The organism is Antarctobacter heliothermus (genome assembly GCF_900188425.1).
GTDB classification, from domain to species: Bacteria; Pseudomonadota; Alphaproteobacteria; order Rhodobacterales; family Rhodobacteraceae; genus Antarctobacter; species Antarctobacter heliothermus.
In genome coordinates this window covers 52,081-78,377 of the sequence record NZ_FZON01000001.1, presented here as the reverse complement: position 1 = coordinate 78,377, position 26,297 = coordinate 52,081, and the positions used below count along the sequence as shown (strand labels likewise).

Here is a 26,297-nt window from a genome sequence, read left to right as displayed (position 1 = left end):
TTTGCGACGGCTGCACGGGCAGCCGCCAGTTCATAAAACACACGCCAAACTACGGGTTTTCAGAGAGGCAGTCACTTGGATTGCCAAACGTCTACCCAAAAGAATAGAACCGCCCCGAAAAAAGGGCGGTTCCTGCAACGTGTTGAAACTAAAAGGAGTTAGCGCAGGATTGACTTGCCCGCATAGGTTGCGGTGTCTTCCAGCATCTCTTCGATTCGGATCAATTGATTGTACTTTGCCAGCCGGTCAGAACGGGCCAGAGAGCCGGTCTTGATCTGCCCGCAATTGGTGGCAACGGCGAGGTCCGCAATGGTCGCATCCTCGGTTTCGCCCGAGCGGTGCGACATGACGTTGGTCATGCGCGCACGGTGCGCCATCTCGACCGCCTGCAGCGTTTCGGTCAGGGTGCCGATCTGGTTGACCTTGACCAACATGGAGTTGGCACAGCCCTTTTCGATGCCCATGGCAAGGCGCGCGGGGTTGGTGACAAACAGATCGTCGCCCACCAACTGGATCTTGTTGCCGATCTTGTCAGTCAGCAGTTTCCAGCCTTCCCAGTCGTCCTCGGAACAGCCGTCTTCGATCGAGATGATCGGGTAATCGGCGCAGAGGGCGGCCAGATAATCGACGTTTTCCGCGATGCTGAGCGATTTGCCTTCGCCCTTCATCTCGTACTTGCCGTCCTTGAAGTATTCGGTCGCGGCGCAGTCGAGGGCCAGATAGATGTCCTCACCCGGTTTGTAGCCAGCCTTTTCGATGGACTTCAGGATGAAATCCAACGCGTCACGGGTCGATTTCAGTTCCGGGGCAAAGCCGCCTTCGTCGCCAAGGCCGGTGGACATGCCCGCCGCCGACAGTTCGCCCTTCAGGGTGTGGAACACCTCGGATCCCATGCGGACCGCTTCGCGGATGTTCTGTGCCGCGACCGGCATGATCATGAATTCCTGAATGTCGATCGGGTTGTCGGCGTGCTCGCCGCCGTTGATGATGTTCATCATCGGTACGGGCAGGGTGCGCGCCGAGGTGCCGCCGATGTAGCGGAACAACGGTTGCTGGGTGAAATCGGCGGCGGCATGGGCCACGGCCAGGCTGACGCCCAGAATGGCGTTTGCCCCCAGGCGGCCCTTGTTCTCGGTGCCGTCCAGTTCGATCATGGCAAGGTCGATGGCGACCTGTTCAGTGGCGTCAAAGCCAAGGATCGCTTCGGCGATCTCACCGTTGACGGCGGCTACGGCCTCCAGCACGCCTTTGCCCTTGTAGCGGGCCTTGTCGCCATCGCGCTTTTCGACGGCCTCATGCACGCCAGTGGAGGCGCCTGAGGGCACAGCGGCGCGGCCGACCGAGCCGTCCTCAAGCGTGACGTCCACTTCGACGGTGGGGTTGCCGCGGCTGTCAAGGATCTCGCGCGCGTGAATATCGATGATGGTGCTCATGGGTTTTGTCCCTCGTGGCTGTGGGTCCTGGCCATCTCTTAGCAGCAGCAGAGGGAAAGTAAACGTGACTGATAGCGCTAACGAATCTTTGTGACCAAAGGTGGCGCTATCAGCGCAACGGGCTGGGGGCCGTCGGGACTGTTGCTGACACGACTGACCTGCCGCAAGCTATCAGGCCAGTGCCGCCGCCCGTGCCAGTCGTCTTTCGCGCAAGAAGGTATACAGCCCGGCCACAAGGATCAGCGCCGATCCGGCAATGGTCCAGAAATCCGGGCGGTCGCCAAAGATCAGCATCCCCAGCCCGGTGGTAAACACCAGACGAGAATAGCGGAAGGGCGCCACGATGGACGCAGGCGCCATCCGCATCGCCGTGGTGATCGCCAGATAGCCCGAGGTGGTCACCAGCACCGCGCCCAAGATCGGCCAGAGCGCGGCGGCCCCAAAGCTGGAGGGGGTGGTGGCCAGCATCCAGAGCGCCAGACCGGGCAGCACCGTCGCGCCGAATCCCCAAGTGGAAATCGCCAGCGCCGGAATCTCTGGCGGTGACATGCGGGTGACAAGATCGCGCGCCGACAGGGCGGTGATGCCCATGACCGCAAACAGCTCCCACCCGGAAAAGCTGGTTCCAAAAGGTCGGATCACCATCAGCATGCCTACGATGCCGACGCCGACCGCCAGCCAGCGCCGCCAGCCCACCTGTTCCTTCAGAAACAGCGCCGCGCCCAGCGTCACCACCAGCGGGCCGGCCTGGATGATCGCGGCAAAGACCGGCAGCGGGATATGTTTCAGCCCGACTACCATGCCGATTGCGCCAATGATCTCGAACAGGTTGCGCAGCAGCACCATCGGGTGCAGCGCCGCGCGGGTCCACAGTGCCACGCCCATGATCCGGGCCAACCCGATGAACAGCGCCGTGCCGCCGATGCTGACCAGTGTCATGACCTGCCCGATGGGGGCGGCATGGGTGGCAAGCTTGAAAAACGCATCCGCCCCGGCCAGCAGCGCCATAGAGAGGATCATCAGGGAAATGGCGCGCAAAATCATGCGGGCACCGGCGCGGAGCGGGGCATCTGGGCAGCTTTCGGTGAGTGGCAGGTCCGCATGGGTATCGCCCGCGCGTCAAACGTGGGCAAGCGGAAAGGGCCGGTCCGGGATTTACGTCGTCGTCAGTTCCGCCAGATGCGCGGCACAGCCCCTGAGCGCCGCGTAGTCGTCTGTTACCAGATCCACCGGGAATTGCGTCATGTAAGCGTTGAACCGGCCCTTGTCGGCAAACGCCTTGGCGAAACCAAGTGCGCGCAGGTGCGGGCCAAGGTGCCGGGTGACGCCGCCAACCAGATAGATGCCGCCAAAGGGCAGGGTGATAAGGGCAAGATCACCAGAATAGCGCCCCAGAAAATGGACGAACAGGCGGGCGGCGCGCTGCGCCCGCAGCTGACCCGCCTCAAACCCGGCCATGATCTCTGCGGCGGCCAGCGGCTCGCCGTCGCCTTCGTCGTGGCAGACCCAGGCATACAGCCGTTCCAGACCGCGGCCCGACAGAATGTCCTCGACACCCGGCTGACCGTGCCGCTCGGCGATCCAGTCAATCAGGCGCAGTTCTTCGGTGGTGCGCGCCAGCAAAGAGATATGACCCGCCTCCGCCGGAGGCACCATGGTGCGGCCGCCTTGGGAATAGACCGGCACCGCGTTCAACCCGGTGCCGACATTGACCACCAGCCGCACTGCGTCCTTGGCGGGTTCGCGCCCGGTCAGGACCGGCAACAGGCTGTCGTGCCCTAGATGCGCCACCGCAAAGCCCTGCGCCTGAAGGTCGTTCAGCACCGCGACCCGCGCCGCGCCGGTATCAGATCTCAGGGACGCGGCGTCGACCTTCCAATCCAGGTTTGTCAGCGTGCCGACCCCGTCATGCACCGGACCGGCCATGTCGACGCAGACCGCCACCGGCGTCACCTGTTGCGCGCCAAGGTAGTCGTCAAGGATCGGGCCGATGCCCGCGTTCTCGGCATTGCGATAGCGGCGGATCGTGTCCTCAAGGATTTTGCCGTTCAGGCAAAGGGCGACCCGCGTGTTAGTGCCGCCGATGTCGGCGACAACAGAAAGCTCTTGCGTCATGGCGGCGGCCTTTCGGGGATCAGGACTTCAGGGCGTGGGCCAGCGCGTGATACGATGCCTTGGGCGTGCGCACCAGCGTGTCAAAGTCCACATGAACCAGCCCAAACCGTTTTTCGTATCCCAAGGCCCATTCGTAATTGTCCAGCAGCGACCAGATGAAATAGCCATTCAGCGGCACACCCTCTGCGATGGCCCGTTTGGCGCTGGCCAGATGCGCGTCCAGATAGGCGGTGCGGTCCGGGTCTTCGACGCTGGTCCCCTTGAGAACATCCGGTGAGGCCATGCCGTTTTCGGTGACAAACAGTGGCAGATCGCCGGTATACTCGCGCGCGGCGCGGGTCAGGAAGTTGTACAGCCCGTCGGGATAGATCTCCCAATCCATAAAGGTCTTGGGCAGCGGGCCTTCGACGTCGCGGTAGTTTGGCCAGGGCTGACCCGCCGGCGCGATCAGCTTGCGGGTGTAGTAGTTCAGCCCGCACCAGTCCAGCGGTGCCTGTATGGTGCTGAAATCGTCCTGCCAGCCGGTGGGCAAATGCGGCTCCAACCCCTCCAGCGCCAGCGTCGGGTATTCCCCCTTGAAGACGCCGCCAAGAAACCAGCGGTTGTAGATCGCGTCATAGCGGTCGGCGGCGCTGCGCGCCTCGGGGCTGTCGTCGGCCGGGTCGGTCCATTCATGGTTGAAGACGCCACCAAGATTGCCCATGCCCAGACCGCGCATCGTCTCAATCGCGCGGCCATGTGCCAGCAGGACGTGATGCATGGCGCGCGCGGCGGCACGGATGTCACGCACGCCGGGGGCATGGTGGCCCTCAAAATGGCTGAGCCAGGCCACGCACCACGGCTCATTGATCGGGGCGACAGAGAACATCCTGTCACCGATGCGGGACATAACGACCTCTGTGTAATCGGCGAACCATTCGGCGATGTCGCGGTTGCGCCAGCCGCCCGAGTCCAACAGGGGAGAGGGCAGTTCCCAGTGGTACAGCGTGGCGCAGGGCTTGATGCCGCGTTCCAGCATGGCGTCGGTCAGCCGGTCGTAGAAATCCAGCCCCTCTGCGTTGACCGGGCCGCGCCCCTCGGGCATCACCCGCGCCCAGCTCAGCGAAAAGCGGTAACAGTCGAACCCGGCTGCGGCGACCAGATCCAGATCCTCGGCGTAGCGGTGATAGTGGTCGCAGGCGCGGGCGCCATCCTCGAACCGGACAACATTGCCGGGGGTTGCGGCGAAATCATCCCATTGGGTGCGGCCCGCGCCGCCAACGCCGTGACCCTCGATCTGGTAGCTGGATGTGGCCGCCCCAAACAGGAAACCATCAGGGAAATCGGGACGTGTGTGTCGCATGGGTCTACCTTTGTATCGCGGGGCCGGTGGAGCTGCCGATGATCAATTCGGCCTCCATCAACTGGGTCTGGGGCGGCGCACCGGGGGTGCGGATCAGGTGCAGCAGCATTTCCGCCGCCCGTGCCCCGGCACTGCGGACAGAGGACCGCGTGGCGGTAAAGATCGGCACGTCATGGCCGTTCTTGAGATATCCCAGATCATCGTCATGGGTGATCACGGACACGTCGCGGCCCATCTGCAAACCGGCCTCGTGGATGGCGCGGCGCACGCCGATGGCGGTGATCATCGACGACACCAGAAAGGCGGTCGGGGGGGCGGGATCGCGCAGCATGTCGCGGGCGCAGCGATAGCCGAACACCTCGGTCATTTCGTCAGAGCGCATCAGCGCCGGGTCGGCGGCGATGCCACGATCGGTCAGCGCACTGACATAGGCTTCGCGGCGGCGAAAGGCGAAGTCCATGAACTCCAGCCCGTTGATCAGCGCGATGCGGCGATGGCCAAGATCCAGCAGGAATTCGGTGGCCCGCCGAAAGGCGCGGCTGTTGTTGGTGTCGAGCCAGGAATAGGGCAGGGTCACATCGGATGCACGGCCATGCACCACAAACGGCATCCCCAATTCGCTCAGCAGCGGGATGCGGCTGTCGGCCATGCGCGGCCCGTGTACGATGATCCCGTCAACACTGCCCCGGCTGCGGATCGACCGATAAGCCTGCTCTTGCTCGGTGTCGCGGACAAGGCTGATGACAACCTCATAGCCTTCCTTGGCATACGTCTGTCCCGCTCCGGCGATGAAGTCGCCAAAGATCGGGTTCACCATCTCATGCTGATCGCTGATCGGCAGCACATGGCCAATCGCCTGCGCGCGCCCCGTGGCCAGCCCCTTGGCCCGCGCATTCGGACTGTAATTCAGCTTTTTCGCCGCCTGCAACACCCGTTCCCGGGTCTTTTCGCTGACCTCGGGAAAGCCGTTCAGCGCGCGGCTGACGGTGGTCTGCGACAGGTTGAGGTGCTGGGAAAGCTGTTTGAGGTTCATGACGTCCATATCGCCCAAAGCGCTTCGGTTTTGTCAAGAGGCGAGGTCGATCCGATCCGACGGCAAGGGCGGCTTTCTAGCTGCGCCGCAGCATTTGTTTTCTTTGACACGAGAGGGTGAAATGTTGACAGCTTGGGGCGACTCGGGGATAGTGCTGACACCCAAAGCGCTTTGAATATCCATCAAGTGGACAGGCGCCGGCTGACTGAAATGACCCGCGTGGGATGGCGTGGGATTGGGAGGATCACAAATGAAGTCATCGTTTTACCTGAGCGTCGCGGCCCTGGCCCTGAGCGCGGGCATTGCCCACGCCGAAAAGCTGACCGTCTTCGGCCCCTGGCTTGGCCCTGATCAGGAAGCGGTCCAAACTGTGTTGGGCGCGTTTGCAGAGCAGTCCGGCCATGATGTGTCTTACGTCGGCTCTGACAGCTTTGAGCAGCAGATCGTCGTCGATGCCGAGGCCGGTTCGGCCCCGCATGTTGCCGTCTTTCCGCAGCCGGGATTGGCGTCCGACATGGCGTCGCGCGGGTTCCTGACACCGCTCAAGGATGGCACTGCCGACTGGATCCGCGAAAACTATGCCGCGGGCGACAGCTGGGTCAGCCTGGGATCCTATGCGGACGCAGGCGGCGCGGAAAAGCTGTTCGGGTTTTTCTACAAGGTCGATGTGAAATCGCTGGTCTGGTACAGTCCTGAGAATTTTGAAGACTTCGGCTACGACGTCCCGACCACCATGGAAGAGCTGAAGGCGCTTGAGGCGCAGATGATCGAGGACGGTGAGACGCCGTGGTGTATCGGTCTGGGATCGGGCGGCGCGACTGGATGGCCGGCGACCGACTGGGTCGAGGACATGATGTTGCGCACCCAACCGCCCGAGGTCTATGACCAATGGGTCGCCAATGACATCGCTTTTGATGATCCCGCCGTCGTCGGCGCGATCGAGGCATTCGGCGCTTTCATCGAGGACGGCAAGGTGGCGGGAGGTCGTGGCGCGGTTGCCTCGACCGATTTCCGTGACAGCCCCAAGGGTCTGTTCGATGCGCCGCCGCAATGCATGATGCACCATCAGGCGTCGTTCATCCCGGCCTTCTTCCCCGAAGGCACCGAAGTGGGGCTGGACGCCGATTTCTTCTACTTCCCCGCTTATGAGGGCAAGGACCTGGGCCAGCCGGTGTTGGGGGCAGGGACGCTCTGGGCCATCACCAACGAAAGTCAGGCCGCCCATGATCTGATCGCCTTTCTGCAAACCAACGAGGCGCATGAAATCTGGATGGAGCTTGGCGGTTTCCTGACCCCGCTCAAGACCGTGGACACCTCCAAGTTCTCGGATGAGCCGACCGCAAAGATGAACGGCATTCTGCTGGACGCCACCACCTTTCGGTTTGACGGGTCCGACCTGATGCCGGGCGGTGTCGGGGCGGGCAGCTTCTGGACCGGGATGGTCGACTACGCGGGCGGCAAACCCGCCGCCGACGTGGCCAAGGCGATCCAGAACAGCTGGGACGCGCTGAAGTAACAGCGCAGTCGCATATCCCGGGCTGTTCCGCCTTTGCGGGACAGCCCCAAGACCAAACGGTCGACACCGCAGCACACATGGGGGGAGGGCGCCATGCATCCGGCATTGCAGGGGCTTTTGACAATCGTGATCGGCGTAGGCGCCTGTCTGAGCTATTTCTGGGCGTCGAACCAATTCCTTGACCGGGTGCTGTTTCCAGCCAAGGGGCCCAACGCGGGTCGCAACATCAACCGCGCCAACATGATCCGGCCCTGGTTGTTCTTGTTCCCCGCGCTTTTCGCGCTGTCGCTGTATCTGGCCTATCCGGTGTTCGAGACCATCCGCCTGTCCCTGACGGACCGGGTGACACAGCCGGACGGGACGACGGTCTATCATTTCGTCGGTCTGGGGAACTACATCCAGATGTCCGGCGACCCCAAGTTTTGGGAGGCGCTGTGGAACAACATGTTGTGGTTGATCGTGGTGCCGGCGATGTCCACCGCCTTTGGCCTGCTGGCGGCGCAACTGACGGATCGCATATCGTGGGGCAATCTTGCGAAATCGCTGATCTTTATGCCGATGGCGATCTCGTTTGTCGGCGCGGCGGTGATCTGGAAGCTGATCTATGACGCCCGCCCACCCGATGCCGCACAGATCGGCGTGCTGAACGCGATCTATGTGTCGCTGACCGGCAATGACCCGCAACAATGGCTGACGGTGCCGTTCTGGAACAACTTTCTGCTGATGGTGGTACTGGTCTGGATTCAGACCGGGTTCGCCATGGTGATCCTGTCGGCGGCTCTGCGCGGAATTCCAGAGGAAACCATCGAGGCGGCCATTGTCGATGGCGCCAACCCGTTCCAGATTTTCTTCAAGATCAAGGTGCCGCAGATCATGCCCACGATCATGGTGGTCTGGACCACGATCACGCTGGTGGTGCTCAAGATCTTTGACATCGTCTTTGCGATGACCAACGGCCAATGGGGCACGCAGGTGCTGGCCAACTACATGTTCAACCAGCTGTTCGTGACGCGGGACTGGGGCGTCGGATCGGCCTCGGCCATGGTAATCATGTTGCTGGTGACGCCGATCCTTGTCTGGAACGTGCGGCAGGCCCGCAAGGAAATGCGCTGAGGGAGGCGACGACATGGACAATATCGCAGGCCATAAATCCTCGCTCACCTGGGCGGTTCACATTTCGGTCGTTCTGCTGGTGGCGCTCTGGCTGTTTCCGACCGTTGGGTTGTTCGTGTCGTCGTTTCGGACGGCGGACCAGATTGCCAGTTCTGGCTGGTGGAACGCCATGTTCCCCACGGAACAAAGCCTGACACTGCGCACCGCCGACCCTGACGCGCAGGTCCAGCAGGGCGGTATCTATGTGATCGAGGGCAATCTCTTTGCCGTCGAGGGGCGAGAGCCTGCGCCGGTCTCGACCTTTGGCATCTCGTCGCGGGACGTGTCGGCGTTTCAACCCGGCGACACCGCAGAACTGCGCGGCGGCGGCGCGATCACAATTCAGGCCAATGGCGATTACCGTCTGGAAAGCGCCGAAGAGATAACCGGCAGCCGCGGCACCCGCGTCTTTGTCAGCGCCGAGATCCCGCCCGAATTCACCCTGCGCAACTATGACACCGTTCTGGGGCAGGACGTGGTGCAACGCCTGCTTATGTTTGTCGGCGCGGGTCTGGTGCTGTGGGGCGTTGCGCGCTTTGTTCTGTCGGCGCAGCCGCCGGTCGTCGCGCTGGGACTGCCTGTTGTGGCGGGTCTGGCGTTGGTCGTGGCGCTTGCCGTAGGGTTTGGCCTGTCCAGCGGTGCCGCCGAAGGTGCGCAGACCACCGATGACATGGGTCGGGCGTTCCTCAGCACGCTGACAGTGACAATCCCGGCCACCATCATTCCGATCGTCGTCGCGGCCTTTGCCGCCTATGCGCTGGCCTGGATGGATTTTCCCGGTCGTGCGCTGCTGATCGCCTTTGTCGTCGGGCTGCTGGTGGTGCCACTGCAATTGGCGTTGATCCCGCTGCTCAAGCTGCACCTCAGCTTTGGCATCGGCAAGGGCTACCTTGGCGTCTGGCTGGCGCATACCGGCTTTGGCCTGCCGCTGGCGGTCTACCTGCTGCGCAACTACATGGTCGGCTTGCCGCGCGACATCATCGAAAACGCCCGCGTGGACGGCGCGACAGAGTTCCAGATCTTTACAAAGATCATCCTGCCGCTGTCGTTTCCCGCTTTGGCCAGCTTTGCGATCTTCCAGTTCCTGTGGACCTGGAACGATCTGCTGGTCGCCAAGGTGTTCCTGATCGATGCCTCCGGGCAGACGACCGTGATGACCAACCAGATCGTCGAGCTGTTGGGCACCCGTGGCGGCAACTGGGAAATCCTTGCCACGGCGGCCTTTGTGTCGATTGCGGTGCCGCTGGTCGTGTTCTTCGCCATGCAACGCTACCTCGTGCGCGGCCTGCTGGCTGGCTCGGTGAAATGACAACGCGCCCCGGGCCTGACCCGGGGCCTCTGAAAACGATAACGCAACGACAACGGGCGCCGGGGCCAATAGGTCCCGGGTCAGGCCCGGGACGGGAAACGGACCCCATGACCCTGCATGAAAACACACACACGTCCCTCACCGCTAACAAGGATTGGTGGCGCGGCGCGGTGATCTATCAGATCTATCCGCGCAGCTATCAGGACAGCAACGGCGACGGCGTCGGAGATCTCAACGGCATCACCGCCCGGCTGCCCTATGTCGCCAGCCTTGGCGTCGATGCGATCTGGATCTCTCCCTTCTTCACCTCGCCGATGAAGGATTTCGGCTATGACGTCAGCGATTATTGCGACGTTGACCCGATGTTCGGCACTTTGTCCGATTTCGACGTGCTGGTGGACACGGCGCATAAACTGGGTGTCCGGGTGATGATCGATCAGGTGCTGTCGCACACCGCGGACCAGCACCCCTGGTTTGTCGAGAGCCGGTCCAGCCGCGACAACCCCAAGGCAGACTGGTACGTCTGGGCCGACCCCAAGCCGGACGGCACGCCCCCCACCAACTGGCTGTCGATCTTTGGCGGGTCGGCCTGGCAATGGGACGCCCGGCGCGAGCAGTATTACCTGCATAACTTCCTGACCTCGCAACCCGATCTGAACTTTCACAATCCCGACGTGCAGGACGCGTTGCTGGACAGCGTGCGGTTCTGGCTGGACCGGGGGGTGGACGGGTTCCGGCTGGACACGATCAACTTCTACTTCCATGATCAGCAGTTGCGCGACAACCCACCTTTGCCAGTCGACCAGCGCGATGCCTCCATCGCGCCACGGGTGAACCCCTATAACCACCAGCTGCATCTGTATGACAAGAACCAGCCGGAGAACCTGGGTTTTCTTGAACGCTTTCGCGCGCTGTTGGATGAATACCCCGACACAACCGCCGTGGGCGAGGTGGGCGATGCCCAAAGCGGGCTGGAGATCATGGGTCAGTACACCTCTGGCGATGACCGCGTTCACATGTGTTATTCGTTCGAATTCCTGTCCGGCGACCAACCCGACGCGGCACGCATTGCCCATGTCATGGGCCGGGTGGATGACGTGGTCACAGATGGCTGGGCTTGCTGGGCGTTCTCAAATCATGACGTGATGCGCCATGCCTCACGCTGGAACTTGACGCCCTCGGCGCAAAAGGCCTTTGCCACGCTGATGATGTGCCTGCGCGGGTCGGTCTGCCTGTATCAGGGCGAGGAACTGGGCCTGCCAGAGGCGGATGTGCCGTTTGAGGATCTGCAGGACCCCTACGGGATCGAGTTCTGGCCCGAGTTCAAGGGCCGCGATGGTTGTCGCACGCCGATGGTCTGGGAACCCTCCAACCAGAACGGCGGCTTTTCCGAGGCGACGCCGTGGTTGCCGGTCAGCCACGCGCATCTGCCGCACGCGGTGTCCGCGCAGGAAAAGGATCCCGGCGCGCTGTTGCATCACTATCGCAAGGCGATCCAGTTCCGCACGGCGCATCCCGCGCTGGTCAAGGGCGCACATGACCGGGTGAAATCCACCGACAGCATCGTGCATTTCACCCGCAGCCATGACGGCGAGGAGGTCTTTGTCGCGGTCAACCTCAGCGGTGATCCGGCGGTGATGGATATGCCTTCCGGCGATTGGCAGCAAATCGGGCAGGAGCTGGGCAGCGCCCATGCGGCCCCCGATGGCAAGCTGCATCTTGGACCTTGGCAGCCCGCGCTGGCGCGGCGCGCGAACACATGAAGCAAACGGGGGAGCGGGCATGGCCACTCTGAAACTGACCGATGTCGAAAAGACGTATGGCGGCGCCGTACAAGTGCTGCGTGACATCAACCTTGATATCAAACAGGGCGAGCTGATCGTTTTTGTTGGCCCGTCGGGGTGTGGCAAGTCCACCTTGTTGCGGATGATTGCCGGGCTGGAAAAGATCACCGGCGGCACGCTGGAAATCGACGGTCAGGTGGTCAATGACGTGCCGCCCGCGCAACGCGGCATCGCCATGGTGTTCCAGAGCTACGCCTTGTACCCGCACATGACCGTGCGCGAGAACATGAGCTTTGCGCTCAAGCTGGCCAAGAAAACCCCGGCAGAAATCGAAGAGGCGGTGAACCGCGCGGCCAAGATGCTGCAACTGGACCCCTATCTGGATCGTCTGCCGAAGGCGCTGTCCGGCGGGCAGCGTCAGCGGGTAGCCATCGGGCGGTCCATCGTGCGCGACCCCAAGGTCTATCTGTTCGATGAGCCGCTGTCGAACCTGGACGCCGCGCTGCGTGTGGCGACGCGGATCGAGATTGCCCAGCTCAAGGAGCAGATGCCCGACCGGACGATGATTTACGTCACCCACGATCAGGTCGAGGCGATGACGCTGGCGACCCGCATCGTGGTGCTGGCGAACAAGGGGATCGCGCAGGTCGGCGCGCCGCTGGATCTGTATGAGCGGCCCAACAGCGAGTTTGTGGCGCAGTTCATCGGCTCTCCGTCGATGAACCTGCTGCCGGGCGAGGTGATCGCCACGGGGGCGCAGACAACCGTGCGGCTGGAGGGCGGCGGCACGGCGCTGTCTGACTATCCGACCACCGGGGCGGACATGGGATTGAAGGTCAACATCGGCATCCGGCCAGAGGATTTTGTCGCCGCCAAGGGCGAGGCTGTGTTCTCCGGCAAGGTCAACATCATCGAGGCTTTGGGAGAGGTGACGCTGCTGTATTTCGAGGCGCAGCAGGGAGGTGATCCGGTGATCGCCAAGCTGCCCGGCATCCACCATGAGATGCGCGGCAAGACCATCTCTTTGGGGGCGGCCCCGGAAAAGGTGCATCTGTTCGCGGACGGGGTGTCGCTGCTGTATCGATGAGGGGTGTCCACGCGTGGACAGCCGGACGGGTATTGAAAATCAATGGGTTACAGAGGCGGTTTTACCTTTCGTTAGGAAAGGGGACAGGAAAATACCCCTTTGCAAACCCCAATTGCCTTGGCCGTTTCGGTCGCGTTCCGGGAATGTTATGCCTGTGACATCTTCCGCCTAGGCGGGTTTTTCACGGCGCAGACTGGTTTGCCCAACCGCGCCGTGGCAAGGCAGCAATCCACCGGTCTTGTTGAAGGCGGCGCTTGCCACCGGGGCGATGAGATTTAAGGCGACCCGCCTATAACAATTTACGAAAATAGACGACGCGGTCGGTTTCCTCGAAGCCCGACGCACGGTGAAACGCCTGACTTGCCACATTGGCAATATGGGCGTCGGAGGCAAGTTCCGAACAGCCCCGTTCGCGTGCCCAAGTCTGGACCGACGCCAGCAAGTCTCTGCCAATTCCCGACCCCTGATAGTTCGGGCATACAAAGATGCCTTCGAGAAAAGCGACCGGTGAGGTCTCGCATCCGTTGACGTGATCATGGCGCAGCGCCGCCTCGGCAAAGGCACGGAGACCGCCTTGATCCCCGACATCCAGAAAGACGATGCAGTCGGCAGGAGATTTGGCGAGCATCTCTCTGGCTTCGGCCCTGTGTTGATCGCGCGACGTATCGCTCCAAAGCCGGGCGCGCAGCGCTACCCAGCTTAGTAAATCCAACTGCGTTGCGATCCGAATTGGCATGGCCTGATCCTTGGCAAGGTTCCCTGCGGCCCAAATTGGCAATGCAGGCGCCAGCGTCAGCGACCCCTGCAAACAGCGGCAACCTCCGCATTGGCCGCCGAAGGCCAATGCGGAAGCTGCCCGCCTATTGTCGTGACCGGAGCCTTATTGCGGCTCGTAGGTCAGTTCGATCGGCCTGCGCGCCAGCACCTTTTTGTCCTTGGCCATGACGTAGCGCAGTTCGTACTTGCCCGGACCCTCTGGCAGTTTCAGCACCATCGGGCTGTCCTCGGACGTGTATTTGTAGACGCTGTAGTCCTTGTCCGGGTCTCCCTCACGGGCGAGGCTGATGAAGTCGCCCTTGTAGTCGGGACCGTCCCAGTTGACGCCCAGAACCGCACCAGCTGGAACCTTGTCCGGGGCGTCGATGCTGGCGGGGACTTCTGTCAGAGTGATCTGTGTCGTGCCAAGGATCGACCTGCCTTCGCTGGCGGCCACATATCGGATCTCATAGGTGCCGGGCTCTGGTGGCATCTGAAGCAGCAGCGGCGTGCCCTCACGCACATAGGTATAGGCGTGGTACTTGTTGGCGGGCATGTCGGCGTCGGCCACGGAGATGAAGTCGGGCTGATACCCCGGTCCGTCCCATGTCACCAGAACCGGCGCCCCGGCGCGGGCCTCGGATACCACGTCCAGCGTGGCGCTGACGCTGCTGACCTCCAGCGTGGTCGAGGCCAGAACCGTCTTGCCCTGCGCCATTACATAGCGGACCTCATAGGTGCCGGGGTCGGCGGGCATGGTCAGGTCCAGCGGTGTGCCCTCACGGGTGTAGGTATAGGTCTCATACCCCGTGTCGTCCGGTTTGGAGACGCTGAGATAGTCGCCCTTGTAGTCCGGTCCGGTCCAGCCGATGGGGATGGCGGCGCCTGCGGGGGCGGTGTCTGGCACATCCAGTGTGGCCGCCACATCGCTGACGGTGATGGCGCGGGTGGCCAGCACCGTCTTGGCCTGCGCCATGTAGTAGCGCAATTCATAGCGGCCTGCCTCCGGCGGCATTTGCAGCTCTGCCGGGTCGCCGTCGCGGGTGTAGCGGTAATTGACGTAGCCGGACTCATCCAGTTTGGAGACGGCGACATAGTCGCCTTTGTAGTCCGGTCCGGTCCATGTCACGGGCAGGGTTGCGCCGACCGGCACGGTGTCGGCAGCGTCCAGCGTGGCCTGTGCCTCTGTCACGGTGATCGGCTGTGAGGCCAGCGTAACCTTGCCGTCGGCCATGATGTAGCGCAGTTCATAGGGGCCGGGCTGTGGCGGCATCAGCAGCGCGCCGGGGGTGCCGTCGCGGGTGTAGACGTAGTTGACATAGCCCCGGACATCGACCTTGGCGACGGAGAGGTAATCGCCCTTGGCATCCGGTCCGGTCCAGTCGATCTGGATGGTGGCCCCGGCCACGGCAGAGGCGGGTCCGCTGACAGAGGCATCGGGCAGCGAGCTGGGCAGTTCCAGCGTCACGGTCTGGCCCGCATCCACCACGGTAAAGGTTTTCTCGACGCTGGCCTCATCATCGGGGCGCAGCACGGACACGGTATAGGTGCCCGCCATCAGATCCTTGGAAAAGCTGGCGTTGCGTTCTAGATCGACGACGCGTTCCTCACCCTGGACCACGTCCCAGATCAGCGGCGTCTCGATCCGGCCCCCGTCCGCGCCATCGGTGGCGACAAAGAGCGTGGGATAGACCGGCTGTGCCTGCGTGACCTGACCCAGCGCCTCGCCCAACTCGCTGGCGTTGGCGGCCAGCAGGAATTGCCCGCCGGTTTCATCCGCAAGGCATTGCATCTGGCGGCGCGCCTCAGGGTCGCTGACGTCAAAGCCGACCACATGTACGGTCAGTTGTGCGCCCGCCTCTTCCAGCGCGCGGGCGGCGGCGCAGGGGTCGGGGTTGCAGGTCTCGATCCCGTCGGACACGAGGATCACGGTGGCGGGGTCTTCGGTGTATTTCAGCGCTGTGGCGGCGGCGACGACGGCATCGGTCATCGGTGTCTTGCCACGCGGGCGCAGCTTGTTCACGGCGGCGCTGATGGCGTCGCGGCTGGCGGCGCCGGGCATCACCAGCGTTTCGATGTCGGTGCAGTCGCCCTTGGTGCGGTGGCCATAGGCCGTCAGGCCGATGGCTTGCGTCTGGGGCAGGGTGCGCAGCAGATCGCCGACCACGCCCTGCGCGATTTCGATCTTGGTGACCCCGTCGATCTGTCCCCACATGGACCCGGACGCATCCAGCACCAGGATGGAGTTCACGTCCTCCTGCGCGGCGGCAAGGCCGGGCAGTACACAAAGCGCCAATGCGGCGCGGCGAAACCGTGTCATGGAAATCCCCCTTTGGCGGTAATGGCCAAAGCCTGCACCCTGTGTGGCGTCGGGGCAAGGAAAGGTTTCCCTGACTGGTGCAGCGGGTATTCGGCGGGCGCGGCGGCGGGAGATGGCCGTTTTCTGTTGCGGTCGGGGCATGTTCACATTTCGTTCACGCTTTTCGATTGGCGACAGCGGGGAATCCGACTATGTACTGCCGGGTTGCAATACCGGGGGTCAGAGATGCCGGAACTCAAGAAAATCGAGGTGCGCGGCGCGCGCGAGCACAACCTGAAATCCATCGACGTGGACATCCCGCGCGATCAACTGGTTGTGATCACCGGGCTTTCCGGGTCGGGCAAGTCCAGCCTCGCCTTTGACACCATCTACGCCGAGGGCCAGCGCCGCTATGTCGAGTCGCTGAGCGCCTACGCGCGGCAGTTCCTCGACATGATGGAAAAGCCGGATGTGGACCATATCAGCGGTCTGTCGCCGGCGATCTCCATCGAGCAAAAGACCACGTCCAAGAACCCGCGGTCCACCGTTGGCACGGTGACAGAGATTTACGACTACATGCGTCTGCTGTTTGCGCGGGTCGGCACCCCCTACAGTCCGGCCACCGGCCTGCCCATCGAGGCGCAGCAGGTGCAGGACATGGTCGACCGGGTCATGACCATGCAGGACGGGACGCGCGGCTATTTGCTGGCCCCCATCGTGCGCGACCGCAAAGGCGAATACCGCAAGGAGTTCCTGGAGCTGCGCAAGCAGGGGTTCCAGCGCGTCAAGGTGGACGGGGAATTCCACGAGCTGGACAGCCCGCCGACGCTGGACAAGAAGTTTCGCCATGACATCGACGTCGTTGTCGACCGGATCGTGGTGCGCGAGGGCATGGGAACCCGGCTGGCGGATTCGTTCCGCACCGCGCTGGATCTGGCCGACGGCATTGCCGTGTTGGAAACCGCGCCGCGCGAGGATGAGGGCGAGCCGGAGCGGATCACCTTTTCCGAGAATTTCGCCTGTCCGGTCAGCGGCTTTACCATCCCGGAAATCGAACCCCGGCTGTTTTCCTTCAACGCGCCTTTCGGGGCCTGTCCGGTCTGTGATGGTCTGGGCAAGGAGCTGTTCTTTGACGAACGCCTTGTGGTGCCGGACCAGACGCTGAAGATCAGCGATGGCGCGCTGGCGCCATGGCGCAAGGGTAAATCGCCCTATTTCCTGCAAACCATCGAAGCCATTGCCAAACATTACGAGTTTGACAAAAAGGCCCGCTGGAAAGACCTGCCCGCCCATGTGCAGCAGGTGTTTTTGTACGGTTCGGGCGACGAGGAAATCCAGTTCCGCTATGACGAGGGCGGGCGCATCTACCAGGTCAGCCGCGTGTTTGAGGGGGTGATCCCCAACATGGAACGCCGCTATCGCGAGACCGACAGCAACTGGATCCGCGAAGAGTTTGAACGCTATCAGAACAACCGGCCCTGCGGCACCTGCGGCGGCTACCGCCTGCGGGAAGAGGCGCTGGCGGTCAAGATCGCCGATCTGCATGTGGGTCAGGTGGTTGAGATGTCGATCAAGCAGGCGTTTGACTGGTGCGAAACCGTGCCCGCCAGCCTGACCAAGCAGAAGAACGAAATCGCAAAGGCCATTCTAAAGGAAATCCGTGAACGACTGGGGTTCCTGAACAATGTCGGACTGGAATATCTGACGCTAAGTCGTTCATCTGGAACGCTTTCCGGCGGTGAGAGTCAGCGTATCCGACTGGCCAGCCAGATTGGCTCTGGCCTGACCGGGGTGTTGTATGTGCTGGATGAGCCGTCGATTGGTCTGCACCAGCGCGATAACTCGCGGCTACTGGATACGCTGAAAAACCTGCGCGATCAGGGCAACACGGTGATCGTCGTCGAACACGACGAAGAGGCGATCCGCGAGGCGGATTACGTCTTTGACATTGGCCCCGGTGCCGGGGTGCATGGCGGGCAGGTAGTGGCCAAGGGCACGCCCGAAGAGATCCAGAACGACCCGGCCAGCCTGACCGGGCAATATCTGTCCGGCGCGCGAGAGATTGCGGTGCCTGCGGAGCGGCGCAAGGGAAACCGCAAGAAACTCAAGGTGGTGAAGGCCACGGGCAACAACCTCAAAGAGGTCACGGCAGAGTTCCCGCTGGGCAAATTCGTCTGCGTGACCGGGGTGTCCGGCGGCGGCAAGTCCACCCTGACCATTGAAACCCTGTTCAAGACCGCGAGCATGGCGCTGAACGGTGCGCGCCAGACACCGGCCCCCTGTGAGACGATCAAGGGGCTGGAACATCTGGACAAGGTGATCGACATTGACCAGCGGCCCATCGGGCGGACTCCGCGTTCGAATCCAGCGACGTACACCGGGGCCTTTACCCCGATCCGCGACTGGTTTGCCGGTCTGCCAGAGGCCAAGGCGCGCGGCTACAAGCCGGGGCGGTTTTCGTTCAACGTCAAGGGCGGGCGCTGTGAGGCCTGTCAGGGCGACGGTGTCATCAAGATCGAGATGCATTTTCTGCCGGATGTCTATGTCACCTGTGAGACCTGCAAAGGCGCGCGCTATAACCGCGAGACATTGGAAATTCTGTTCAAGGGCAAGAGCATAGCTGGCGTTCTTGACATGACGGTTGAAGACGCGCAGGAGTTTTTCAAGGCGGTGCCGTCGATCCGGGACAAGATGGATGCGCTGGCCCGTGTCGGCCTTGGCTATATCAAGGTCGGCCAGCAGGCGACGACCCTGTCAGGTGGCGAGGCGCAGCGCGTCAAACTGTCCAAGGAACTGGCCAAGCGGTCCACCGGGCGCACGCTGTATATCCTGGATGAACCGACCACCGGCCTGCACTTTGAAGACGTGCGCAAGCTGTTGGAAGTGCTGCACGAACTGGTTGAGGGCGGCAATACGGTTGTGGTGATCGAACACAATCTGGACGTGGTGAAAACCGCCGACTGGATCATCGACATCGGCCCTGAGGGCGGCGATGGTGGCGGGCGGATCGTGGCCGAAGGCACGCCGGAACAGGTGGCCGAGGTAGAGGAATCGCACACCGGCCATTATCTCAAGCCGATGTTGCAGCCGCGCAAGGTGGCGGCGGAATAGCGTCTGACGTTGGCGTGCGGGGCCCGGCGAGGGCCCCGCTGTTGTCAAGCTCAGGATTTGAGTTTGCAGGTGTTGATGCCCAGCAGGGCATAGGGCGGGCAGGTGCCCAGTGCGGCGGTGGCCAGCATCACGATGCCCACGACCAGCAGCAGCCATGACCAGCCGCCCGAGATCATGAAAAAGGCGATGATCGCCACGATGCCGACAATGGCGCGGATGATGCGGTCCGATTGACCGACGTTTTTTGCAAACATGGTTGCCTCCGAGGGAAATGGTTGATCCTACGGTGAACTATCATCGCATATTCATCTTTGCATATGATCTGGATCAACCACCCCGGCTCAGTTGCTGAGTTGTGCGAGGGCCCCGATGATGCTGAGAACCGCCCGCGTGTCGGGGTCGATCCGGTAAACCTGTTTTTCGACCACCACATAGGTGCGGTCGTCTCGCAGGCCGTAGCGTCCGGGATTTTTCAGTTGAGCGTGATGGCTCGCAATGCGTTGCCCTTTGCGAAATTTCACGGTCTGTTTGTGGACTTGCTTTTGTACCTGCTTTTGCACTTGTTTTTGGTGCTGCTTCTGAACGGATTTTTTGTGCTGGATGGTTGCAGCACAGGCGCGAGAATTCTTTGATTGTCCGGGTGTGCAACGGTCTGCCATTGCGGGGCTGGCAAGGGAAGCAGACAGCAGACCGGCGCTGAGGAGCAAAGTGAGGGTAGAGCGGTTCATCGTGAATCTCCGGGATGTGTGCGTTGTCTATATGAAACGCACCAGCCCGGAGTTCCGTCGAAAATACTGCATGGTTCGGGCGGAAAGCCGCCAAGGACGTGTCAGCCGCGCCCGCGTTTTTCGAAACGCGGCAGCATGGCAGAGAAATCCCGGCCTTTGCCGTCTTCGTCTTCGACGAACTGTTTGTATAGCTCCATCGCGGCCGCGCCCAAGGGCGTGTCGGCGTCGGCGTCGGTTGCGGCCTGCTGGCTGAGGCGCAGGTCCTTGAGCATCAGGTCGGCGGCGAAACCGGGCTGATAGTCGTTGTCGGCGGGGCTTTGCGGGCCGACGCCGGGGGCGGGGCAATAGGCGTTCATCGACCAGCTGTAACCCGATGAGGTCGAAACCACGTCAAACATCGCCTCGCGGCTCAGCCCCAGTTTGTCGGCGAGGGCAAAGGCCTCACAGGTGGCGATCATGGTCACGCCGAGGATCATGTTGTTGCAGATCTTGGCCGCCTGACCGTTGCCGGACGGACCGCAATGCACCGCCTTTTGTCCCATGATGTCGAACAGGGGCAGGGCGCGGGCAAAGGCGGCGTCCGATCCGCCCACCATGAAGGTCAGCGTGCCACCCGACGCGCCGCCGACACCGCCGGAGACCGGCGCATCCAGCGCCTCGACGCCCTTGGTGGCGGCCTCTTCGGCGACCGCGCGGGCGGAGGCGACATCGACGGTGGAGCAGTCAAGGTGGATGGCGCCCTTGTCCATCACCGGCAGGATCTCTGCCGCGACGGATTTGAGGATCTCGCCATTGGGGAGCATGGTGATGACGATCTCGGCCCCTTGCGCGGCCTCTGCGGCGCTGTTGGCCTGTGTCACGCCCTCTGCCTGCGCGCCAGCCACGTCAAAGCCCGTGACGGTGTGGCCTGCCTTGGCGAGGTTGGCGGCCATGGGCGCGCCCATGTTGCCCAGTCCGATAAAGCCGATCTGCATGGTATTCTCCTTGAAATCGAGGCTGTCCTTGCCCAGCGGCATCAGCATCTTGGCCACGTCGATCAGGGGCACCTGATCCAGCGGGTGACGCCATTTGGGCGATTTGTCCTTGTCGATAATGGCGGCGCGGATGCCTTCGAGGAAGTCCCCGTGTGCCATGATCCGGTGGCTGACGCGGTATTCCAGCTCCAGCGCCTTGCGAATGGTGAGGGAGGGCGTGCGCAGCCGGTGGATCATCTCCAGCGTCAGGGCCATGGACAAGGGCGCGTTGCGCGACATGCGTTTGTGCGCGTCCTGGGCCACGGCGCTGTCGCTGGCGCGCAGGGTGTTGAGCACATCGCGCAGCGCCTCACCGCCGAAAAGCGTATCGATTTCGGGTTGTTGCGCGGCCAGCGGGCTGTCGGGCGGTGTGGGGGCCTCGCCCAGGGCCGTGATGTCGCCACTGTCGATCAGTGCCTGTTTCAGCGCGGGCCAGTCGTCCTGCGGGTGATAGCGGTCGGCAAAGCCGGCGTGGATCGCATCGCCCGGCCCCATGCGCGCGGCGGTGAGGCCAAGGTATTCGCCAAGCCGGCCCGGCGCGCGGGACAGGACATAGGTGCCGCCCACGTCGGGGACAAAGCCGATTCCGACCTCGGGCATGGAGATCTGGGTGCTCTCGCAGACGATCCGATGGGAGCAATGCCCGCCCAGACCGACGCCGCCGCCCATGACAAAGCCGTGCAGGAAGCTGACGATGGGTTTGGAGTATTCCGCCAGCTTGGCGTTCATGCGGTATTCGTCGCGCCAAAAGCGGCGGCCATAGTCGAGGTCGCCCGAGATGCCGATGCGGTACATCTCGGCGATGTCGCCGCCCGCGCAAAAGGCGCGGTCGCCGTCTGCATCTATGATCACCAGCGCGATGTCGTCATCGTTGGCCCAGGCGTCCAGCGCCTTTTCCGCCGCGAGACACATGTCCCAGGTCAGCGCGTTCAGCGCCTTGGGGCGGGTCAGCGTGATGTGGCCGGCGTGGCCTTGAGTGCGGATCTGGATATCGGTCATGTTGTGCCTGTCTTGAGGGGGTCAGGGGGCTGTCTGCCCCCTCTGGACCTTTGGTCCATTCACCCCCGAGGATATTTTTGGCCAGAAGAAACCGGGGGGCGCGGTGCCCCAGGTTGTGGTCAGGACGCAAGCATCTGGCGCGAGATGATCAGGCGCATGATCTCATTGGTGCCTTCGAGGATCTGGTGGACCCGCAGGTCGCGGACGATCTTTTCGACGCCGTAGTCGGCGAGGTAGCCGTAGCCGCCGAACATCTGCAAACATCCGTTGGCCACGTCAAAGGCATTGTCGGTGACCATGAGCTTGGCCATGGCGCAGAATTTGGTGGCGTCGGGCGCCTTGTTGTCCAGTTTCCACGCGGCTTGGCGCAGGAAGATGCGCGAGGCTTGCAGTTTGGTTTCGTATTCCGCGAGGCGGAATTGCAGCGCCTGGAACTGGTCGATGGTTTTGCCGAAGGCCTTGCGTTCGGACATGTATTGCAGCGTCAGGTCGAGCGCGTTTTGCGCCGCACCCAATGCGCTGGCCGAGATGTTGAGGCGGCCGCCGTCGAGGCCTGCCATGGCGTAGGAAAAGCCGCGGCCCTCTTCGCCGATGATGTTTTCTGCCGGAACCGGGCAATCGTCGAACTGGACCTGTGCCGTGGGCGAGGATTTCCAGCCCATCTTTTGTTCCAGCGCGCCAAAGCTGAGACCCTCTGCGCCGTCCTCGACATAGAAGGTGGAGATGCCTTTGGGGCCGTCTTCGCCGGTGCGGCACATGACGACATAGGCGTCCGAATAGCCACCGCCGGAGATGAACGCCTTGGTGCCCGACAGACTGTAGCCCGCGTTGGTGCGGGTGGCGCGGGTGCGCAGGGCGGCGGCGTCAGAGCCGCTGCCCGGTTCGGTCAGGCAGTAGCTGAGCACGGTTTCCATGGTCAGAACCTTTGGCAACACACGGGCCTTGAAGTCGTCGCTGGCAAAGCTGTCGATCATGCGTGCACACATGTTGTGGATCGACAGGAAGGCCGCGACCGACGGGCAGGCCATGCTGAGTGCCTCGAACACCAGCGCCGCGTCGAGACGTGACAGGCCGGAGCCGCCGCTTTCTTCGGAGACGTAGAGTCCGCCGAATCCCAGTTGCGCGATTTCGGGCCAGAGTTCCTTGGGGATGGTGCCTGCGGCCTCCCATTCGCGGGCGAAGGGCGCGATGCGCTCTTGCCCGAAGGCATGGGCCATGTCGAAGATGGCTGTCTGTTCCTCTGAAAGCGCAAAATCCATCGCGGCCTCCTCCCTCGGCTGAAATGAACACTCGTTCAGATTGTCGCGCGAAGGCGCGTGTAATGCAACAGGGGCGGATGCAGGCCCGCTTTGCAATTCTGCAAAGCGGGCCAGTGAAATGGCGGTCGGTGTTTGCGGTAACTCAGGTGTTGGCGCAGGTTTCGCGGATGATCTGTTCGACCCGCGCAAGGCCCACGTCATTGTCGAACTTGGCCTCGGCGGTGGCGCGGGCGGCGGCGGACAGGGCGCTGCGGTCGGGGGTGTCGAGGATCTGCGCGATGCGCGCGGCAAAGCCGTCTTCGTCCCATTCATCGACCAGCAGGCCGTTCACACCGTCCTCGACCGCCTCGGGGATACCGGCGTGGCGGGTGGAGATTGTGATGCAGCCGCAGGCCAGCGCCTCTTGTATGGCGGTGGGCAGGCCCTCTGTGTTGCCGTCGTTGGCGGTGACGGAATGCTGTAGAAAGACTTCGGTCGTCAACAAGTGCTCGCGGACCTGGTCATGGGGCAGGGCGCCGGTGAAGGTGACCTGATCGGCCACGCCCAAAGTGGCGGCCAGCGTGCGGCAGTCGTCCAGCAGGGGGCCGTCGCCGATGAAGGTCAGGTGCGCGTCGCGGGTTTTGGCGGCTGTGGCGAAGGCGCGCAGGGTGATGTGGGGGGCCTTTTTCTCGACCATGCGCCCGACGGCCAGAAAGCTGCCGGGGCGTTTGGGGCCGGGGGCAAAGCGGCGGATGTCGACGCCCGAGGGCACCACATGGGCGTTGTCGTGGCGGATGCCGTGTGCGGCGAGGTTGTCGAGCAGGAACTGGCTGACGGAAAACATGCCCGCAAGACGCGGCATCATCAGCCGGTAAGAGCGGACCCGCTGGCGTGAGCGCAGCATCTTGGAGGCATCGGTGCCGCGCCAGTAGGTGAAGACCGGGATGTTCATGGCATTGCCCAGCTGCGCCATCACCAGCGCCTGGGTGCCGAACTCTGCCAGGATGACATCGACCCCCTCATCGCGCAAAAACGCGGCAAGCTGGCGGCGGTTGTCGCCAAAGGGCAGGCGCGAGGTGCCGTGCAGCAGCGCCCCCCCAGCGGCGGCAAAGGGCGCGCGGAACTTGTCCATCGCCGAGAGCGGCCCCCGGCGGGTGAACAGAGGCTTGCCCAGCGGATCCTCACCATTGAACCGCCCGCAGACCACGCAGGTCTCGCCGCCAAAGAGGTGCTGGATATGGCGGTTGATAAAGGTCTCGCCCATGACAAAATAGTCCGACGTGGCGATGGCGGTTTTCATGGGACGCGTCTCCGGGCTGGTGCGGGCGTCCTATCGTGGCGCGGGCGTGCTGCCAAGGGCAAGCGGGACGGATGCGCCGCCAATGGCAACGGGCCGCCTTGCCCCGCCTTTTTCTGGCCAAAACATCCCGGGGGCGACCTCAGGGAGACGGGGGTCATGCTGAAAGCATGCCTTTGGCATGACGCCCCCCTGCGACGGATCACAGATCGGCGTGGTATTCGTCGATCAGGTGGTGGACGATGGCGCGCATTCGGCCCTCATGGTCGGCGCCGTCTGCCTCGGCCTTGGCGTAGACCGCGCGCTGGCGATCGGCAGAGGTGCCCTGTTCGACAATCTCGCGCACGCGGGCGACCTCTGTCAGGCATTTCAGCGCCACGGCGTCCTCTTCGATCAGGTCCAGCAGGTCTTCGGCCAGTTGGTCAAAGGCCACCACCTGAGCAGCGCCGAAATCGATCAGCCCTGCGCTGACGCCGTAGCGTTGCGCGCGCCAGCGGTTTTCGCCGATCAGGAACCGGTCATAGAGGCGCCAGCGCTGGTTGCGCACGCGCAGACGCCACAGCATCCGCATGATGCATTGGATCAGGGCGGCCAGCGTCAGGGCGTGTTCCAGACGCGGTTGCACGTCCATGATGCGCGCCTCCAGCGTGGGATAGCGCGCCGAGGGGCGCAGATCCCACCAGATGCGGGTGGTGTCCTCGATCGCGCCGGTATCGACAAGGATCTGGGTCGACCGCTCAAAATCCTGCCAGCTGTCGAATTGTGGCGGCAGGCCGGTGCGGGGCAGGTTGTCGAAGACCGAAATGCGATAACTGGCCAGCCCGGTGTCGCGCCCCTGCCAGAAGGGCGAGGAGGTGGACAGCGCCAGCAGATGCGGCAGAAAGTAACTGGTCTGCGCCAGCAGGTCGGCGCGCAGCGGGTCGTCGTCCAGCCCCACATGCACATGCATCCCGCAGATCAGCATGCGGCGCACAACCCCGCCCAGATCGCGGCTGAGGTCGTTGTAGCGCTGCTTGTCGGTGTGGTGCTGGTTCTTCCAGTCCGCCAGCGGGTGACAGGAGGCGGCGATGGGCGACAGGCCGTGTTTTTCCGCGTGGCGCGACACGGACGCGCGCAGGCGGCGCAGGTCGTCGCGGGCCTCTGCCACCCCGGCGCAGGGGCGGGTGCCGATCTCGATCTGGCATTGCAGGAACTCGGGGCTGACCTGCCCTTCGAGTTCCGCGGCACAGGCCTCCATCAGGCCGTCCGGCGCCTCGACCAGCGCACAGGTGTCGCGATCGACGAGCAGGTATTCCTCTTCGATGCCAATGCTGAAGGGTGGTTCGGCCATGATGTCCCCCGCTTTTGACCAAGAAAAGCAGAGGCTTTCCCGAAAGGGAAGACCGCAATTCGCGCCGCCCGCGCGGTCAGTCGGACAGAGGCGCGCGCAGCAATGCCGCTTGCAGCGCGTCAAAGCTGTGCTCTGCCTGTCCTGCCTTCGCAAGGGCGTCAGCTTCGTCGCGCAGGATGTCGAACCGAAGATGCGAGAGCGGTTCGACCACCTGCTGCAGCACACAGGCCATGCCAAAGGTGACGTCCTGCGGCGCAAAGATGACGCTGTGCGCCTCTTGGGGGAACTTGCGTATCAGCGACAGCGACCGGTGCACACCGCCCACGACGCCACGAAAATTTGCATCGACCTCGGTGACCGCGACGGTATCGGTCAGCATCACGAATGTCGGGTCGAACAGCGGATGGTCGACGTAAGAGCGAAACGCGCCAATCGCGTCGGGTACGTCGATGACGCCGTTCATGCGGAACAGCGCAAGCCGTCGGTCCGGGTGGACGGAAAGGTCTATCGGCATGGTGGATGGTCTTGCGCGCCCGGTTCCGGGCAGTCCTGACCGGACCGCTTTCCCCGGCGCAACTGACAGGCGATTTGACCCGTCGCGGTTTGGCCCGCGTCCAATGACAGCGACCGGAACATGGCAGAGCGCCTTGATCGCCAGTCCGGCGCGCAGCGTGAGGGGGGAGACGACGGTTGTATGGTGCTTTTCCTTTTTCGTCCGGTGCGTGCCTGGAGCAGCTTTTACGCCACGTCAACTG

General features: G+C 63.0%; 20 protein-coding genes and 1 pseudogene. 6 read left to right on the top strand and 15 right to left on the bottom strand.

Annotated features, from left to right (window positions below; all coding sequences use genetic code 11):
* Positions 1-158: 158 nt before the first annotated feature.
* The 5 genes from eno to CHB90_RS00370 form a co-directional block, all read right to left on the bottom strand.
* The gene (gene eno, locus CHB90_RS00390) at positions 159-1,433 is read right to left on the bottom strand and encodes a phosphopyruvate hydratase (RefSeq protein WP_089275837.1); all 1,275 of its coding nucleotides are present in this window, start codon (positions 1,431-1,433) and stop codon (positions 159-161) included.
* A gap of 171 nt (positions 1,434-1,604) precedes the next feature.
* A complete protein-coding gene (locus CHB90_RS00385; RefSeq protein ID WP_089275836.1) occupies positions 1,605-2,477 on the bottom strand; it encodes a DMT family transporter in 873 nt (290 codons plus the stop codon).
* A gap of 111 nt (positions 2,478-2,588) precedes the next feature.
* On the bottom strand, positions 2,589-3,548 hold the full coding sequence (locus tag CHB90_RS00380; RefSeq protein ID WP_089275835.1) for a glucokinase: 960 nt from the start codon (positions 3,546-3,548) through the stop codon (positions 2,589-2,591).
* Positions 3,549-3,567: 19 nt separating this feature from the next.
* Positions 3,568-4,890, bottom strand: a complete 1,323-nt coding sequence (locus CHB90_RS00375) for a GH1 family beta-glucosidase (RefSeq protein ID WP_089275834.1) — start codon at positions 4,888-4,890, stop codon at positions 3,568-3,570.
* Positions 4,891-4,894: 4 nt separating this feature from the next.
* Positions 4,895-5,923 carry a substrate-binding domain-containing protein gene (locus CHB90_RS00370; protein WP_089275998.1) on the bottom strand — a complete coding sequence of 343 codons (1,029 nt, stop codon included), beginning with the start codon at positions 5,921-5,923 and terminating at the stop codon, positions 4,895-4,897.
* A 250-nt stretch (positions 5,924-6,173) separates the two neighbouring features.
* Here CHB90_RS00370 and CHB90_RS00365 point away from each other — a divergent pair, with 250 nt between their 5' ends.
* The 5 genes from CHB90_RS00365 (at position 6,174) to CHB90_RS00345 (ending at position 12,771) form a co-directional block, all read left to right on the top strand.
* The gene (locus CHB90_RS00365) at positions 6,174-7,439 is read left to right on the top strand and encodes an ABC transporter substrate-binding protein (protein ID WP_089275833.1); all 1,266 of its coding nucleotides are present in this window, start codon (positions 6,174-6,176) and stop codon (positions 7,437-7,439) included.
* Between the two features lie 93 nt (positions 7,440-7,532).
* Positions 7,533-8,552 carry a carbohydrate ABC transporter permease gene (locus CHB90_RS00360; RefSeq protein ID WP_089275832.1) on the top strand — a complete coding sequence of 340 codons (1,020 nt, stop codon included), beginning with the start codon at positions 7,533-7,535 and terminating at the stop codon, positions 8,550-8,552.
* A 13-nt stretch (positions 8,553-8,565) separates the two neighbouring features.
* Positions 8,566-9,900, top strand: coding sequence for a carbohydrate ABC transporter permease (locus CHB90_RS26900; RefSeq protein WP_245823096.1), 1,335 nt, complete (start codon positions 8,566-8,568; stop codon positions 9,898-9,900).
* 107 nt (positions 9,901-10,007) lie between these two features.
* A complete protein-coding gene (gene bglA, locus CHB90_RS00350) occupies positions 10,008-11,663 on the top strand; it encodes a beta-galactosidase BglA (protein ID WP_089275831.1) in 1,656 nt (551 codons plus the stop codon).
* Between the two features lie 19 nt (positions 11,664-11,682).
* A complete protein-coding gene (locus tag CHB90_RS00345; RefSeq protein WP_089275830.1) occupies positions 11,683-12,771 on the top strand; it encodes an ABC transporter ATP-binding protein in 1,089 nt (362 codons plus the stop codon).
* Between the two features lie 289 nt (positions 12,772-13,060).
* Here the strand turns inward: CHB90_RS00345 and aac(6') are convergent, their stop codons facing one another.
* Both aac(6') and CHB90_RS00330 read right to left on the bottom strand, forming a co-directional pair.
* The gene (aac(6'), locus tag CHB90_RS00335; protein ID WP_089275828.1) at positions 13,061-13,507 is read right to left on the bottom strand and encodes an aminoglycoside 6'-N-acetyltransferase; all 447 of its coding nucleotides are present in this window, start codon (positions 13,505-13,507) and stop codon (positions 13,061-13,063) included.
* A gap of 144 nt (positions 13,508-13,651) precedes the next feature.
* Complete coding sequence (locus tag CHB90_RS00330) at positions 13,652-15,847, bottom strand: VWA domain-containing protein (protein ID WP_170940946.1); 2,196 nt, start codon at positions 15,845-15,847, stop codon at positions 13,652-13,654.
* Between the two features lie 225 nt (positions 15,848-16,072).
* Between CHB90_RS00330 and uvrA the strand changes: the two genes are divergently transcribed.
* A complete protein-coding gene (gene uvrA, locus CHB90_RS00325; protein ID WP_089275826.1) occupies positions 16,073-18,937 on the top strand; it encodes an excinuclease ABC subunit UvrA in 2,865 nt (954 codons plus the stop codon).
* Positions 18,938-18,987: 50 nt separating this feature from the next.
* Here uvrA and CHB90_RS00320 read toward each other — a convergent pair whose 3' ends face one another.
* The 8 genes and pseudogenes from CHB90_RS00320 to CHB90_RS00290 all read right to left on the bottom strand — a co-directional run bounded on the left by CHB90_RS00320 (position 18,988) and on the right by CHB90_RS00290 (position 26,056).
* Positions 18,988-19,191 (bottom strand): YgaP family membrane protein, encoded by a 204-nt coding sequence (locus tag CHB90_RS00320; protein ID WP_089275825.1) that lies wholly within the window; start codon positions 19,189-19,191, stop codon positions 18,988-18,990.
* Positions 19,192-19,278: 87 nt separating this feature from the next.
* Complete coding sequence (locus CHB90_RS26065; RefSeq protein ID WP_141135777.1) at positions 19,279-19,665, bottom strand: hypothetical protein; 387 nt, start codon at positions 19,663-19,665, stop codon at positions 19,279-19,281.
* Positions 19,666-19,766: 101 nt separating this feature from the next.
* Positions 19,767-20,639 (bottom strand): 3-hydroxyisobutyrate dehydrogenase, encoded by an 873-nt coding sequence (mmsB, locus tag CHB90_RS27430; protein WP_342744931.1) that lies wholly within the window; start codon positions 20,637-20,639, stop codon positions 19,767-19,769.
* A gap of 30 nt (positions 20,640-20,669) precedes the next feature.
* Positions 20,670-21,677 (bottom strand): annotated as a pseudogene (locus tag CHB90_RS27425) (enoyl-CoA hydratase/isomerase family protein); the annotation flags it as partial.
* Between the two features lie 119 nt (positions 21,678-21,796).
* Positions 21,797-22,936 carry an acyl-CoA dehydrogenase family protein gene (locus tag CHB90_RS00305; protein WP_089275822.1) on the bottom strand — a complete coding sequence of 380 codons (1,140 nt, stop codon included), beginning with the start codon at positions 22,934-22,936 and terminating at the stop codon, positions 21,797-21,799.
* Between the two features lie 142 nt (positions 22,937-23,078).
* Positions 23,079-24,215, bottom strand: coding sequence for a glycosyltransferase (locus CHB90_RS00300; RefSeq protein WP_089275821.1), 1,137 nt, complete (start codon positions 24,213-24,215; stop codon positions 23,079-23,081).
* Between the two features lie 199 nt (positions 24,216-24,414).
* Complete coding sequence (locus CHB90_RS00295) at positions 24,415-25,542, bottom strand: carboxylate-amine ligase (protein WP_089275820.1); 1,128 nt, start codon at positions 25,540-25,542, stop codon at positions 24,415-24,417.
* A 76-nt stretch (positions 25,543-25,618) separates the two neighbouring features.
* Positions 25,619-26,056, bottom strand: a complete 438-nt coding sequence (locus CHB90_RS00290) for a hypothetical protein (RefSeq protein ID WP_089275819.1) — start codon at positions 26,054-26,056, stop codon at positions 25,619-25,621.
* Between the last annotated feature and the right edge of the window lie 241 nt (positions 26,057-26,297).

Coding starts and splice junctions, on each gene's coding strand:
- eno (WP_089275837.1), bottom strand. CDS start 1,433: ATGAGCACCATCATCGATATTCACGCGCGCGAGATCCTTGACAGCCGC.
- CHB90_RS26065 (WP_141135777.1), bottom strand. CDS start 19,665: ATGAACCGCTCTACCCTCACTTTGCTCCTCAGCGCCGGTCTGCTGTCT.
- CHB90_RS00375 (WP_089275834.1), bottom strand. CDS start 4,890: ATGCGACACACACGTCCCGATTTCCCTGATGGTTTCCTGTTTGGGGCG.
- CHB90_RS00380 (WP_089275835.1), bottom strand. CDS start 3,548: ATGACGCAAGAGCTTTCTGTTGTCGCCGACATCGGCGGCACTAACACG.
- CHB90_RS00330 (WP_170940946.1), bottom strand. CDS start 15,847: ATGACACGGTTTCGCCGCGCCGCATTGGCGCTTTGTGTACTGCCCGGC.
- CHB90_RS00370 (WP_089275998.1), bottom strand. CDS start 5,923: ATGAACCTCAAACAGCTTTCCCAGCACCTCAACCTGTCGCAGACCACC.
- uvrA (WP_089275826.1), top strand. CDS start 16,073: ATGCCGGAACTCAAGAAAATCGAGGTGCGCGGCGCGCGCGAGCACAAC.
- CHB90_RS00360 (WP_089275832.1), top strand. CDS start 7,533: ATGCATCCGGCATTGCAGGGGCTTTTGACAATCGTGATCGGCGTAGGC.
- CHB90_RS00290 (WP_089275819.1), bottom strand. CDS start 26,056: ATGCCGATAGACCTTTCCGTCCACCCGGACCGACGGCTTGCGCTGTTC.
- CHB90_RS00320 (WP_089275825.1), bottom strand. CDS start 19,191: ATGTTTGCAAAAAACGTCGGTCAATCGGACCGCATCATCCGCGCCATT.
- CHB90_RS26900 (WP_245823096.1), top strand. CDS start 8,566: ATGGACAATATCGCAGGCCATAAATCCTCGCTCACCTGGGCGGTTCAC.
- bglA (WP_089275831.1), top strand. CDS start 10,008: ATGACCCTGCATGAAAACACACACACGTCCCTCACCGCTAACAAGGAT.
- CHB90_RS00305 (WP_089275822.1), bottom strand. CDS start 22,936: ATGGATTTTGCGCTTTCAGAGGAACAGACAGCCATCTTCGACATGGCC.
- CHB90_RS00365 (WP_089275833.1), top strand. CDS start 6,174: ATGAAGTCATCGTTTTACCTGAGCGTCGCGGCCCTGGCCCTGAGCGCG.
- CHB90_RS00295 (WP_089275820.1), bottom strand. CDS start 25,542: ATGGCCGAACCACCCTTCAGCATTGGCATCGAAGAGGAATACCTGCTC.
- mmsB (WP_342744931.1), bottom strand. CDS start 20,639: ATGCAGATCGGCTTTATCGGACTGGGCAACATGGGCGCGCCCATGGCC.
- CHB90_RS00300 (WP_089275821.1), bottom strand. CDS start 24,215: ATGAAAACCGCCATCGCCACGTCGGACTATTTTGTCATGGGCGAGACC.
- CHB90_RS00385 (WP_089275836.1), bottom strand. CDS start 2,477: ATGATTTTGCGCGCCATTTCCCTGATGATCCTCTCTATGGCGCTGCTG.
- CHB90_RS00345 (WP_089275830.1), top strand. CDS start 11,683: ATGGCCACTCTGAAACTGACCGATGTCGAAAAGACGTATGGCGGCGCC.